The sequence below is a fragment of the Pseudomonas sp. S2_F03 genome, assembly GCF_054668335.1.
This window is the reverse complement of the sequence record NZ_CP162759.1, coordinates 3516469-3529138: the sequence shown is the minus strand read 5'-3', so window position 1 is coordinate 3529138 and position 12670 is coordinate 3516469. Positions and strand designations below refer to the sequence as shown.

Annotated in this window: 10 protein-coding genes; 6 read left to right on the top strand and 4 right to left on the bottom strand. The window is 60.2% G+C overall.

What is annotated here, in order from left to right; genetic code table 11:
- Positions 1 to 26 precede the first annotated feature (26 nt).
- Both waaA and AB4N76_RS16510 read right to left on the bottom strand, forming a co-directional pair.
- Complete coding sequence (gene waaA / locus AB4N76_RS16515; RefSeq protein ID WP_046028355.1) at positions 27 to 1304, bottom strand: lipid IV(A) 3-deoxy-D-manno-octulosonic acid transferase; 1278 nt, start codon at positions 1302 to 1304, stop codon at positions 27 to 29.
- Between the two features lie 11 nt (positions 1305 to 1315).
- Positions 1316 to 2212, bottom strand: coding sequence for a LysR family transcriptional regulator (locus AB4N76_RS16510; protein ID WP_046028353.1), 897 nt, complete (start codon positions 2210 to 2212; stop codon positions 1316 to 1318).
- Between the two features lie 103 nt (positions 2213 to 2315).
- On the opposite strand from AB4N76_RS16510, the gene AB4N76_RS16505 reads away from it, so the two are divergent.
- The 4 genes from AB4N76_RS16505 (at position 2316) to AB4N76_RS16490 (ending at position 5806) form a co-directional block, all read left to right on the top strand.
- A complete protein-coding gene (locus AB4N76_RS16505; protein WP_008027887.1) occupies positions 2316 to 2648 on the top strand; it encodes a DMT family transporter in 333 nt (110 codons plus the stop codon).
- A 171-nt stretch (positions 2649 to 2819) separates the two neighbouring features.
- Entirely contained in the window at positions 2820 to 3995 is a 1176-nt protein-coding gene (locus AB4N76_RS16500) for an NAD(P)/FAD-dependent oxidoreductase (RefSeq protein ID WP_046028351.1), read from the top strand.
- Positions 3992 to 4804 carry an aldo/keto reductase gene (locus tag AB4N76_RS16495; protein ID WP_046028349.1) on the top strand — a complete coding sequence of 271 codons (813 nt, stop codon included), beginning with the start codon at positions 3992 to 3994 and terminating at the stop codon, positions 4802 to 4804. Before AB4N76_RS16500 ends, AB4N76_RS16495 begins: the two co-directional genes overlap by 4 nt.
- Before the next feature lie 33 nt (positions 4805 to 4837).
- A complete protein-coding gene (locus AB4N76_RS16490) occupies positions 4838 to 5806 on the top strand; it encodes a hypothetical protein (protein WP_046028347.1) in 969 nt (322 codons plus the stop codon).
- A 37-nt stretch (positions 5807 to 5843) separates the two neighbouring features.
- On the opposite strand, the gene hldE is transcribed toward AB4N76_RS16490, so the two are convergent.
- Entirely contained in the window at positions 5844 to 7265 is a 1422-nt protein-coding gene (gene hldE / locus AB4N76_RS16485; RefSeq protein ID WP_046028345.1) for a bifunctional D-glycero-beta-D-manno-heptose-7-phosphate kinase/D-glycero-beta-D-manno-heptose 1-phosphate adenylyltransferase HldE, read from the bottom strand.
- 297 nt (positions 7266 to 7562) lie between these two features.
- Entirely contained in the window at positions 7563 to 9365 is a 1803-nt protein-coding gene (gene msbA, locus AB4N76_RS16480) for a lipid A export permease/ATP-binding protein MsbA (protein WP_046028343.1), read from the bottom strand.
- A 156-nt stretch (positions 9366 to 9521) separates the two neighbouring features.
- Between msbA and AB4N76_RS16475 the strand changes: the two genes are divergently transcribed.
- Both AB4N76_RS16475 and AB4N76_RS16470 read left to right on the top strand, forming a co-directional pair.
- Positions 9522 to 11384, top strand: coding sequence for a bifunctional O-antigen ligase/aminoglycoside phosphotransferase family protein (locus AB4N76_RS16475; RefSeq protein WP_046028342.1), 1863 nt, complete (start codon positions 9522 to 9524; stop codon positions 11382 to 11384).
- A complete protein-coding gene (locus AB4N76_RS16470) occupies positions 11384 to 12607 on the top strand; it encodes an acyltransferase family protein (RefSeq protein WP_046028341.1) in 1224 nt (407 codons plus the stop codon). The genes AB4N76_RS16475 and AB4N76_RS16470 overlap by 1 nt, the downstream gene beginning before the upstream one ends.
- Positions 12608 to 12670 lie beyond the last annotated feature (63 nt).

Genomic DNA, 12670 nt, shown 5'->3' with positions numbered 1-12670 from the left:
AGGGGGCATGCCCCCCTCGCGACACATTAACGGCCGATCAAACGCCCCAACCCATCCAGCAAACGCTGCAACGCGCCTTGATTGGTGCGCATCACTTTCAACCCCGCCTCTGCCATCCGCTGCGCATCGCGCGGCAACTCGAACAGCCGCTGCACCGCCAGCGCCAGACCTTCAGCATCCTCCACCTCCTGCAACGCCCCGGCACTGCGCAATTGCGCGGCGATTTCGAGGAAGTTGAACAGGTGCGGGCCACTCAGGACAGGTTTGGCCAGTGCTGCTGGCTCCAGCAGATTATGCCCGCCATTCGGCACGAGACTGCCGCCCACAAAAGCACTGTCGGCCAAGGCGTAGAGAAACAGCAACTCGCCCATGGTGTCTCCCACCAGCACCGATGACGCCGAGGTCACCGGCTCGCCGCTGGAGCGACGCAGCGCTGTAAAGCCCTGTTGCTGACACAGGTCGAACACCGCGTTGAAACGCTCCGGGTGGCGCGGTACCAATATCAGCAAGGCATCGGGATGATTGGTCAACAGCTGACGATGAGCCGCAAGGACCACCTCGTCTTCGCCTTCATGGGTACTGGCGGCAATCCATACCGGTCGTTCCTGGGCCTGCCATTGCGTGCGTAGCTCGACGGCACGTTGCAGCAATTGTGGGTCGATGGTCAGGTCGAACTTGATCGAGCCAGTAACTTCCACGGTGTCCGGGCGGGCGCCCAACTCGCGAAAGCGCTGGGCTTCGGCCTCGGTCTGTACCGCGAACAGGCTCATCTCGGCGAGCATCGGTTGGGTCAGTTTGCTGAAACGGCCATAGCCCTTGGCTGAGCGTTCAGACAGTCGCGCATTGGCCAATGCCACGGGAATATTGCGTTTGGCACATTGGTGAATGTGGTTGGGCCAGAGTTCGGTCTCCATGATCACCGCCAGTGTGGGCCGGACCCGATCAAGAAAGCGCGCGGCGGCGCAGGGCAAGTCGTAAGGCAAATAGCAGTGCTGGATGCGCGGCTCATTGGCGAACAAGGCCTGGATGCGCTCGGACCCGGTCGGGGTCATGCAGGTCACGGTAATGGGCAACTGTGGATAACGTTGCAACAGGGCGCGAATCATCGGCGCCGCGGCGATGCTTTCGCCTACCGACACCGCGTGCACCCAGATACCACCCGGCTTCATCACTGGCAGTCCGATGGAAAAGCGCTCGCCAATGCGCTTGGCGTACGCTGGCGCCTTACGCGCTCGCAGCCACAGCCGAATTGCTACCAGTGGCAGCCCCAGATAAAACAGCGCGGTGTAGAGAGTTCTATTCATGGCGGCGGAGTTTATCGGCTTTTCTCGCCGATCGTCTGCAAGTGCACGGCAAAACGTTCCGCTAGCCAACGCGCCGCCGGCCCGAGCGGCTCATCGCGACGCCAAACCAGTTCCACCACCAGCGCCGGCGGTGTCCATTCGCTGACCAGTTCAACCATCAGGCCCTGATACGCCGGGTACTGCACCACATGCCGTGGCAACCACGCCCAACCGAGACCGCGCACCAGCCATTCGGCCATCACGTAGAAGCTGTCGGCGCGCCAGACTTGCGGACTGGCCGGTTCACTGCCGGGATAGACGCTGGACTGTGTGGACATCAACAGCTGTCGATGCTGCGCCAGCGCCTGGCAATCGGCTTGAGCCTGTTTGGCGAGTGGGTGCCCGACGCCGCACACCGTGACCATCTCAACGCTGCCCAGCACCCGTCGTTCAAGGGCTTCGGGGATCTGGTCGTGATAAAACAGCAAACCCAGATCGGCCCGACGCTCCACCAGTTTGCGCGCCACATCGCCCTGGGCAGCGCTGGTCAGTTGCACTTCAAGGCTGGGAAATTTTTCGGCCAGGGCTTCAAAGCTTTCGATGATCGGCTGATAGGGCATGGCCTCATCCTGGGCCACCCGCAGACGCGCTTCCTGGCCGCGCATCATGGCCAGCGCACGGCCATTGAGGCGCTCACACTGACGCAACACTTCCCGCGCCTCTTCCAACAGGGCATTGCCGGCCTCGGTGAGTTTCGGCTGACGGCCACTGCTGCGGTCGAACAGGCTGACACCCAGGTCTTCTTCCAGCAACGCAATAGAACTGCTGACCGCCGACTGCGCCCTGCGCTGAAGACGCGCCACGGCAGAAAACGAACGCTGCTCCGCTACGCTGACAAACAGTTGCAGTTGCTCAAGATTCCATTGCATAGGCCAACCCATCTTCGTGGCAGATAGGTAATGACTTTACCGCATCTCAGCAGCCTCTAAAATGCCGACCATAGCAAGCAACACTTCACACGAGGATGCACCCATGACCGCTTACTACTACCTGGCCATCGCCATCTGCGCCGAAGTGATCGCGACCGTTTCGATGAAAGCCGTCAAAGGCTTCAGCACCCCACTGCCACTGATACTGGTAATCGTCGGCTACGGCATCGCCTTCTGGATGCTGACCCTGGTGGTGCGCAGCGTGCCGGTGGGCGTCGCTTACGCGGTATGGGCCGGCATGGGCATCGTGATGGTCAGCGTCGCGGCACTGTTTATCTACGGACAGAAGCTGGATGTGCCGGCGATGCTGGGGATGGCGCTGATTGTATTGGGCGTTGTGGTGATCCAGCTCTTCTCCAAGACCGCCGGCCACTGATACACCACTTTGTGTAGCAGCTGCCGAAGGCTGCGTCCGACTGCGAAGCAGTCGTAAAAACTGACAATAGACAATTCAGACAGATCGAAGGCGAGGACTTCGGCAGCTGCTACATAGCGCTTGGCATGAATCTGTATACTGCGACCTCGTCTTGAACACTGAGGTCGCCGCATGCCATCCGTTATTTCCACCGACGTTCTGATTGTCGGCGCTGGTGTCGCCGGCCTCTGGCTGAATGCGCGCCTGCGCCGCCAGGGTTTTTCGACCGTGCTGGTGGAAAGCGCCAGCCTCGGCGGCGGGCAGAGTGTGAAGTCCCAGGGCATCATCCACGGCGGCGCCAAGTACGCGTTGCATGGCGCCCTGACCGGGGCGTCGGAGGCGATTGCCGACATGCCGCGCCGCTGGCGTGAAGCACTGGCGGGCGATGGCGAGCTGGACCTGTCTGGCGTGCGCCTGTTGTCCCACGCCCACTACCTCTGGTCCCCCGGAACGATCGCCGGCAACCTCACCAGTTTCTTCGCCAGCAAGGCCGTGCGTGGCCGCGTCGATCAGGTCAAGGGCGATCAATTGCCACCGGCCCTGCAAGACAAACGCTTCAAGGGCAAGGTCTATCGCCTGGCCGAATTGGTGGTCGATGTGCCCAGCCTGATTCAGCGCCTGGCCGATCTGGCCGGTGATGGCCTGCTCGCCGGGCAGACCATCGAACCGCTGCTTGAAGGTGGCGTGCTGGTCGGCTTGAAAGTGGACGGCCGCGAGATTCGTGCACAACGCATCGTCCTCAGCGCCGGTGCCGGCACCGCGGCGTTGCTGGAAGCACTGGGGCTGAGCCAACCCGCCATGCAGCGACGGCCGCTGCACATGATCATCGCCAAAGGCCCGGGTCTCAAACCGCTGTACGCCCATTGCCTGGGCGGCGGCACCAAGCCGCGCCTGACCGTGACCACTCACCCGGCGGCCGATGGTCAGTGGGTCTGGTACATGGGTGGTGACATTGCCGAAGCCGAAGGCGTTGCCCGCGAACCCGCCGAGCAAATCGCCACGGCCCAGCATGAGCTCGGTCAGTTGCTGCCATGGATCGACCTGAGCACAGCGCAATGGGCCACCTTGCGCGTGGACCGCGCCGAGCCGCTGCAATCGGGGCTCACTCGCCCCGACAACGCGTTTGTCGCCGAACAAGGTCGGCTGCTGGTGGGCTGGCCAACCAAACTGGCGTTGGCGCCAGACTTCGCCGACCGGGTCATCGCCAGCCTGACGCGTGACGGCATCCAGCCAAGCCAGACCGCCCCGCTGCCGCCACTGCCAAAACCGCCGATGGGCGTGCCGGCCTGGGAGCAACTGCTGCCATGAGCCAACCGACCCTGCACGACCTGCATCGCCCACTGGGCAGCACCGGCCTGCTGGTTTCGCCACTGGGCCTGGGCACCGTCAAACTCGGCCGCGACCAGGGCGTGAAGTACCCCAACGGCTTCCAGATCCCCGACGATGACGATGCACGCAGCCTGCTCAAGCTCGCCCGTGACATGGGCATCAACCTGATCGACACCGCCCCGGCCTATGGCCGCAGCGAAGAACGCCTTGGCCCGCTGTTGCGCGGCCAGCGTCAAGACTGGGTGATTGTCAGCAAGGTCGGCGAAGAGTTTTGTGACGGCCAGTCGAGCCATGATTTCAGCGCTGCCCACACTCGACTGTCCGTAGAGCGCAGCCTGCAACGCCTGGAAACGGACTTTATCGACCTGGTGCTGGTGCACTCAGACGGTAACGATCTGTCGATCCTCAATGACAGTGAGGTTTATGCGACCCTCGCCGTGCTGAAGGCCGAAGGTAAAATTCGCGGTTTCGGTTTTTCCGGTAAAACCGTCGCCGGTGGTTTGAAGGCTCTGGAGCAAGGTGATTGCGCCATGGTCACCTACAATCTGAACGACCAGAACGAGAAGCCCGTCATTGACTATGCTGCTGCACACGGCAAAGCCATTCTGGTCAAAAAAGCCCTCGCCAGCGGTCATGTGTGCCTGAGTCCAGGTGTGGACCCGGTGCGCGTCAGCTTCGAGTTGTTGTTTGAACATCCGGGTGTTGCCAGTGCTATCGTCGGGACCATCAATCCGCTGCACCTCGCCCACAACGTTGCGACTGTTGCCCAGGTCCTACGTAGAAACTGATGCCGCCCCACGCGGCCTTAAGCAGGAGCCGACATGCCGCGTACGCTCATAAGAAAGAACCCGAGCAACTTCAAGACCCTGCCGTTGTACGTCGAAGCGACTCCCGAAGGCTTGAGCTATCAGAGCGTCGGGATGCCGCTCAATTTCTCCCAGACCCTGCAACGTCGCCGCCCCGTGACGGTGGCCAGCAACGAGCGATTTGCCCTGGAACTGGCCAATCTCGGTGTCTCGGTGCGCCTGACCCTGCATTGGCAGAATCGCGATTATTGGGTGTTGGTGCGTCAGCGTCGGCAAGACCGTGGCGACGTGGTGCTCAAGCTGATCTCCGGGTACGTTCCGGCCCATGAGCTGAACTTGCCGCTGCACACGGCGATCCAGGAAATTGCCGAAGAGTGTCTGCTGGAAACGCCCGAAGGCTGGCTCGGCGGACGCTTCAACAACACCTGGCTGCCGGCACCCTACGCTACGGCCCTGCATTACCGCGAGGCCCTGCCGTTCAGCCTGACGCCGTTGTCCGGCTCGGCGCGGCCCGTGCGCTGCGCCAATCTTCAATTGATTGAACGGCCGCGGGCTTACGTGCATCTGCCTACCGCGTCGCTGCAATTGATCTATGACTTGCGCCTGGACGTGCCCAAGGAAGCCAAGTCCCTGAGCCTGTTTCATGTCGATGAGCGGCTGGAAGGCGATCAACTGGTGGCCCGCCTCGATCGCAAGCGCCCCGACTTGTACCTGATGCCTTTGCAGGACGGTCAGCCGATGGCCGAGTTGTATACCTTGAAGAAAGATCAGTTGTACCCGGCGAGCACTCGCGGGTTGTACCTGGCAGAGAGTTTTGCCCGGCAGGAAGGCTGGCTGGTGCGCGATGAGCGAATTCGCTGGAAGGATTGGGTGCGGCAACAGGGCTTGAGCCCGCCGGGGAAAGATTCAGGTTTGGCGCGGTTGCGTGGGAAGGCAAAGCAATTACTGAGGAAAATCGTGCCGCGTAAAAAAGTCAGCCCTTGATCGTTCCCACGCTCTGCGTGGGAACGATCATGCCGGGTCAGTTATTGCGGATCTTCTCGACAATCGCCGTGGTCGAGCTGTTTTCCACCAGCCCCAGCACTTTCACGGTGCCGCCGTAAGCAGTGACGATGTCCGCGCCGACCACCTGGTCGATCCCGTAATCGCCGCCCTTGACCAGCACGTCCGGCTTGACCTCGCGCAGCAGGTTTTCCGGGGTGCCTTCCGCGAAGCTGATTACCCAATCCACCGCGCCCAAACCGGCCAATACCGCCATGCGACGGTCGACGCTGTTGATCGGACGGCCTGGCCCTTTGAGACGGCTGACCGAGGCATCGTCGTTGACGGCAACGATCAGGCGATCACCCTGGGCCCGCGCCTGTTCAAGGTAGGTCACGTGGCCGGCATGCAGAATGTCGAAGCAGCCATTGGTGAAGACGATCTTCTCTTTGTGCGCGCGCGCATCGTCGACCGCCAGCAAAAGCTGCTCAAGGCCCAGTACACCGCGCTCCGAACCTTCTTCACGCTGGATGGCGCGACGCAGCTCCGGGGCGCTGATCGCCGCCGTACCGAGCTTGCCGACCACGATGCCCGCCGCCAGGTTGGCCAGGGCTACCGCGTGAGGCAGTTCTTCACCCGCGGCAATGGCCGCCGCCAGGGTAGAAATCACGGTATCGCCGGCACCGGTCACGTCGAACACTTCACGGGCACGGGCCGGCAAGTGCAGCGCCGGATGATCGGGGCGCAGCAAGGTCATGCCGTGTTCGCCACGGGTTACCAGCAAGGCGCCGAGGTCCAGGTCGTGCATCAGCTGCGCGCCCTTGCTCACCAGTTCGTGCTCATCGGCGCAACCGCCAACAATGGTTTCGAACTCGCTGAGGTTCGGAGTGATCAGGCTTGCGCCACGGTAGATCGAGAAATCCTTGCCCTTGGGATCCGCCAGCACCGGAATGCCACGGGCACGGGCAGCCTGGATCAGCACCTGATGGTTTTTCAGCGCGCCTTTGCCATAGTCGGACAGCACCAGCACCTTGATGCCTTCGAGCAAATCATCGACCTGCTCGCCCAGTGCCAACGCGTCGGTGGCGAAGGGTTCTTCAAAGTCGATACGCAGCAGTTGCTGGTGACGGCTCATGACCCGCAGCTTGACGATGGTCGGCTGGTGCGCAATACGCTGGAACATCGCCCGAACGCCCGCACCCTTGAGGCTATTGGCAAGGCTGTCGGCCGCTTCGTCGTCGCCGGTCACGCCGACCAGCGAGGCCGGAGCACCGAGCGCGGCAATGTTCAACGCAACGTTGGCGGCACCGCCCGGGCGGTCCTCGATTTGCTCGACCTTGACCACCGGTACGGGTGCCTCAGGGGAAATCCGTGAGGTACCACCATGCCAGTAACGGTCGAGCATGACATCGCCGACCACCAAGACAGGGGCTTGATCGAATCGCGGCATGGACAACTTCATGGAGCAACCCACATACAAAATGAACAGGGGCGCGATATTACCACAGGGTTGGCGTTGGCTTGCGCGACGGCTGCAACGGGATGATTTGACGGGGGAATTTGTTCATTTATTGAGCAGAAAATACCAAGAACTGCCAAGCAGGCGCCCGCAAATTCTGTTTCTGCGGTCGATCTTGCGAATTACGGGAGGGTTTCACGCCCGGATCAAACAAAGGCAGCGCACTCGCCGGGGATTGATCGAGGGGGGAGAAGTCTGGATACAAATCACCGGGCGCGTTGCGCGCCCGGTGAGCAAGCGTCAGGCGATGTCTTCAGCCGGGGCGTCAAGGCCCATGGCATTCAGGCGGGCGTAGTAACCGTTGTGCGCCAGAAGCTCGGTATGGGTGCCGCGCTCGACGATCCGGCCCTGATCCATAACGAGAATCAGGTCGGCCTTTTCGATAGTTGACAGGCGGTGAGCAATCACCAGCGTGGTCCGGCCCTTCATCACTTGATCCAGCGCGGCCTGAATATGCCGCTCGGATTCAGTGTCGAGCGCCGAGGTGGCTTCGTCGAGAATCAACAACGGGGCGTTCTTCAGCAGGGCCCGTGCAATGGCCAGGCGTTGACGCTGGCCGCCGGAGAGCAGCACGCCGTTCTCGCCAACCTGAGTGTCCAGGCCTTGGGGCAACTGCGCGATGAAGTCCATTGCGTAAGCATCTTTCGCGGCTTTCTCGATCGCCTCACGAGGCGCTCCAGCCAGATCGCCGTAAGCAATGTTGTTGGCCACGGTGTCACTGAACAACGTCACATGCTGGGTCACCTGGGCGATGTGTTTGCGCAGGTTCAGCAGTTTGTACTGTTCCACCTCAACCCCATCGATCAGGATCTCGCCCTTATCGTGGTGGTAGAAGCGCGGAATCAGGTTGGCCAGGGTCGATTTTCCGCTGCCCGAGCGCCCGACCAGTGCCACCATTTGCCCAGGCTCGACCGAGAAACTGATGTCATCGAGCACCTGGCGATCGGTGTCCGGGTAGGTGAAGCTCAGATTGCGCACGTCCAGACGACCGCTGACGGCGTCGCGCTCGACGGTACCGTTATCGACTTCAGGCTCGACATCCAGCTGTTCGAAAATACTCTCGGCACCCGCCACACCTTTCTGGATGGTCGAGCTGACTTCGGACAACTGGCGGATCGGTTTAGGCAACAGGCCGGCCAGGGTGATGTAGGCAACCATGTCACCGGCCGATGCATCGCCGCGCAGGAACAGCACCAGGAACATCAACACCGCCATGGCGCTGTAAATCACCAATTGCAGCAACGGCGTGTAAATGGCGCCTGTACGTGTCATGCGCAGTTGCTTGTCGGTGTTGCCCTGACTGGCGGCAAAGAAGCGCTTCTCTTCATAGACTTCACCACCAAAGCTGCGCACCACGCGATAACCCTGGATGGTTTCGGACGCCACGTGGGTCACGTCACCCATGGCCACCTGAATCTTCTTGCTCTGCTTGCGGAATTTCTTGCTCGCCGTACGCACCATGATGGCGATCAGCGGCAGGATGGCAATCATCACCAGCGTCAGGCGCCAGTTCATGAACAGCAGCGAGGCAAACAGGAAGATCACGGTCATGCCTTCACGGATTACGACCTTGATCGCATCTGTGGCCGCCCCGGTGACCATCGTGACGTTGAAGGTGATACGCGAAATCAGATGCCCCGAGTTATGCTTGTCGAAGTACCGGTTGGGCAAAACCAGCAGGTTGTTGAACAGTTGCACCCGCAAGTCATGGACCAGGCCGAGGGAAACCTTGGCCAGAAAGTAATTGCCCAGATAAGATCCCAACCCCTGCCACGCGGCGATCAGAATGATCAGCAGTGGCACAGCCTGCAACAATTGCAGGTCGCGCAGGTAAGGCACGGTTGGAAACAGCGCCGCCTCGGGATTGGACAGGCCATCGACAAAGTACTTGAGGATGTAGCCGAGCATTGGCTGGGTCGAAGCGAAAATCAAAAAGCCGACGATGCTGATCAGAAACAAACTGATGTACGGCCGGACATAGCCGAGCAAACGGAAGTAGATTTTCAAGCTCGATGGGCTTGCGGAGAGACTGGAGTCGGTCATATCACGCGTTTGTCGATAAAAAGGACGCAGACTTTAGCACAGCTTCTTCAGGGTTCTGGCAATCGCATAAAGGCTGTTATTGTTACGCGTCGGATTAAGCATCAAATAGCCATCACCCCGAAATGGCCGATCAACTTCAGGATTGAATCTCCCAGCATGCAACTAAGCGGTTTCAATAGTGTGTCAAATCGAGTCTTCGATTTCATTTGCCTCTGGATTCTTCCACTCGGCTATCTCTTGCTGCTGTGCGCACTCTTCTTCCTGCCAGGTCGAAGTGTGCACCACAAACTTTTTTATGGCCTTTTCAGCATTCCAGCGCTGATTGCCCTGTGCCTGCGCCCCCGCGAACTCAAGGAATTGGTCCGCGACCCGATTTTCATCGCCGTGCTGACGTTCGCAGCCTGGGCATTGCTGAGTTTGTGCTGGGGGCCGGACAAGGAAGACATCAGCGGACAATTCAAACCACCGTTGCATACCCTGCTGCTGTTCACTGGTTGCTACTTGCTGGTGCGCTATCGCAGCGAAATCATTCAACCCCTGCTGTTCGCCGCTGCGTTGGTCGGACTGATCGGCACCGCCCACGACCTGTTCATGTTCGCTCGCGTGTACGAGCCTGGCATGCGTTTGATCGGTGGCGGCGCGTTCGATAACCCGCTTCTCAGCTCTCACATGTATGGCTTTTACGCCGCCTACTGGCTGAGCATCAGCATGCTCTGCAAGCGTCGCCGAATGCTCTGGCTGAGCCTCCCGGCGATGGCAATCATGTTTGCCGCGGTGATTGCCACCGGCTCCAGGACGCCCCTGGTTGCGCTGACGATGGCAGCACTCTGGCTCAGCTTCATTTGCTGGAACCGCCGCTCGGTCGCATTGTTGGGGGCGTTGGCTGCCAGCGGCGTCACGGTTTATGTGCTGTTTTTGCGAATGATCATCGAAAGGGGCGACTCTTACCGCTTCGAAATCTGGCAGTTGGCCGTACAGAAAATTGCTGATCACCCCTGGATCGGTCATGGCTATAACGCCCAACTGTCGATCGACCCCGGCGTCGGCTACAACTTTCAGGAACCCCACAGCTTTGTCCTGGGCGTGCTCTATTACGTGGGTGTTGTTGGCCTGCTGCCGTGGTTGTTTTTCCATGCCTGGAGCCTGTTAAGCAGTTGGCGCAATCGCCTGCAGCCCCTGTTTATCATCGCTTCTACCTGGTTGATATTTGGTATTGGTGCTGGCCTGACCGAGGGCGGCGGCATTATTTCGCGGCCCAAGGAGCACTGGTTCCTGCTGTGGATTCCGCTGGCGCTAATCGTCGCACTGAGTGTCAATCAACGCGCCAGACGCTTGCTGACGATGCCCATCAAGACGCTGACGCCGGCGGCCCGGCAACAGTTGACCGCCAATGCGCAGGTCATCGAAGAAGATGGCCTGGGCCCCAAAGTCTTGCGCCTGCTCGATGGCAGCTTCCTCAAGCTGTTTCGCGGTCGTCGCTGGTACACCTCCGGCAGTTTCAACCCCTACTCCGAACGTTTTGCCGTCAACAGCCAGCAACTGCGCAGCATGGGGATCCCGACGCCGCCAATTCTTCACCTTTATCGCCTCCCGGACGGCAGCAGTGCTGTGCATTATTCGCCACTGCCGGGCAATACACTGCGTCAGGTCTTGCAAGGCATAACCGCTCCGGCGGTGCGCCAGGCGCTGGTGCAGCGTTTTGGCAAGTTCATGGCTCAATTGCACGAGCAAGGCGTCTATTTTCGCTCGTTGCATCTGGGTAATGTGCTGGTGCTTGAAGATGGCGAGTTCGGCTTGATCGATGTGGCCGACTTGCGCATTTACCCTTCTTCACTGAGCCTTGCCCTGCGCCAGCGAAACCTGCGCCATATGCAGCGCTACACGGTGGACAGGCGCTGGCTGTTTGAAGAACACTTCGAAGCCCTGCTTCAGGGCTACGCCATGACGGCCTCGAAGTCCGCTGTTGATAACCTGCACAGGCAAGTGCTGGCCGGGAATGCCCCGGCTCGGGCTCTTTGATGACTGAAACCAACCCACTCATCGCGCTGGCCGCTTATTTGTTGGCCATTGTGACCGCCGCCCTGTTGTTGCGCGCCGTTCCGAAAATCGCCCGGCACATCGAACATTCCGGTGAAAGCCGCTATGCCAGCATTGATGGGTTACGCGGTTATCTGGCGTTCGGCGTGTTCGTGCACCACGCGATCATTACCTTGATCTTCCTGCGCACGGGCGTGATTGATTTTCCGCCGAGCAATTTGTACTCGCAGCTGGGCCAGGGCAGTGTCGCGCTATTTTTCATGATCACCGGCTTCCTGTTCTGGAACCGATTGCTCACCCAGGGGCGTCAACACGACTGGCTGGCCTTCGCGGTATCGAGGCTGTTTCGCCTTTACCCGTTGTACTTGCCGCTGATGCTGATCGTGTTTGTCTCGGTGTTCTACCTGCAAAACTGGGAACTCAAGGACTCTGGCCTCCGCTTCGCCGGCCAGGTCCTGGCCTGGCTGACCTTCGACCGGCCGGACGTCAACCAGTACTACCAAACCGGCATGCTGATCTCCAACGTCACCTGGACCTTGGGCTATGAGGTGTTTTTCTATCTGGCACTGCCCCTTGCCGCCATGGTGTTCATCTACCGGGGCAGCAGGTTGCAAGTGGTGTTGTGCCTGATCGGCATTTACGCCCTGTATGAAGTGGTCGGCCTGGAGCACTCGCTGAAAAAACACTTTCTGGCGAGTTTTCTCGGCGGCATCGGCGCTGCGTACTGGATTCGTCGACCGCAACTGGTGGCTTGGGCTCAATCGCGAATGGCGGGGATTATCGCACTGCTGGCATTGGTGATTGCCTTCACGGCATTCAACCGTGCTTTCAGCCTGAGGCCACTGCTGCTCATGTCGTTGTTCTTTGTGATTGTGGCGTCTGGGAACACCCTGTTCGGTGCGTTGAAACCGCGCAGCATCCGCTGGCTCGGCGAAATCAGCTACAGCACCTATTTGCTGCACGGCTATGTGCTGTGGGTGTTGATCCAGCGCCTGCCGCCAATGCTTGGGCTAAACGCCGGCGACCTCTGGACCTTTCTCCCACTGCTGGCCCTGTGCAGTTGCCTGCTGATCATCATCAGCAGCCTGACGTTCCTGTATATCGAGAAACCGGGCATAACGGCGGGCAGGAAGGTATTGCAGTGGCTGCGCCAAGGCAAAGAGGCCAAGAAGAGCCTGACAGAGAAGATCGCCGGCGAAAGCTGACGCGCCTGGCGTTCTGTAGCAGCTGGCGAAGCCTGCGTCCGGCTGCGCAGCAGTCGTCAACCC

Bases quoted from the DNA above. Each gene is read 5' to 3' on its own strand.
- AB4N76_RS16500 (WP_046028351.1), top strand. From the start codon at position 2,820: ATGCCATCCGTTATTTCCACCGACGTTCTGATTGTCGGCGCTGGTGTC.
- AB4N76_RS16505 (WP_008027887.1), top strand. From the start codon at position 2,316: ATGACCGCTTACTACTACCTGGCCATCGCCATCTGCGCCGAAGTGATC.
- AB4N76_RS16475 (WP_046028342.1), top strand. From the start codon at position 9,522: ATGCAACTAAGCGGTTTCAATAGTGTGTCAAATCGAGTCTTCGATTTC.
- AB4N76_RS16495 (WP_046028349.1), top strand. From the start codon at position 3,992: ATGAGCCAACCGACCCTGCACGACCTGCATCGCCCACTGGGCAGCACC.
- AB4N76_RS16490 (WP_046028347.1), top strand. From the start codon at position 4,838: ATGCCGCGTACGCTCATAAGAAAGAACCCGAGCAACTTCAAGACCCTG.
- msbA (WP_046028343.1), bottom strand. From the start codon at position 9,365: ATGACCGACTCCAGTCTCTCCGCAAGCCCATCGAGCTTGAAAATCTAC.
- AB4N76_RS16510 (WP_046028353.1), bottom strand. From the start codon at position 2,212: ATGCAATGGAATCTTGAGCAACTGCAACTGTTTGTCAGCGTAGCGGAG.
- waaA (WP_046028355.1), bottom strand. From the start codon at position 1,304: ATGAATAGAACTCTCTACACCGCGCTGTTTTATCTGGGGCTGCCACTG.
- AB4N76_RS16470 (WP_046028341.1), top strand. From the start codon at position 11,384: ATGACTGAAACCAACCCACTCATCGCGCTGGCCGCTTATTTGTTGGCC.
- hldE (WP_046028345.1), bottom strand. From the start codon at position 7,265: ATGAAGTTGTCCATGCCGCGATTCGATCAAGCCCCTGTCTTGGTGGTC.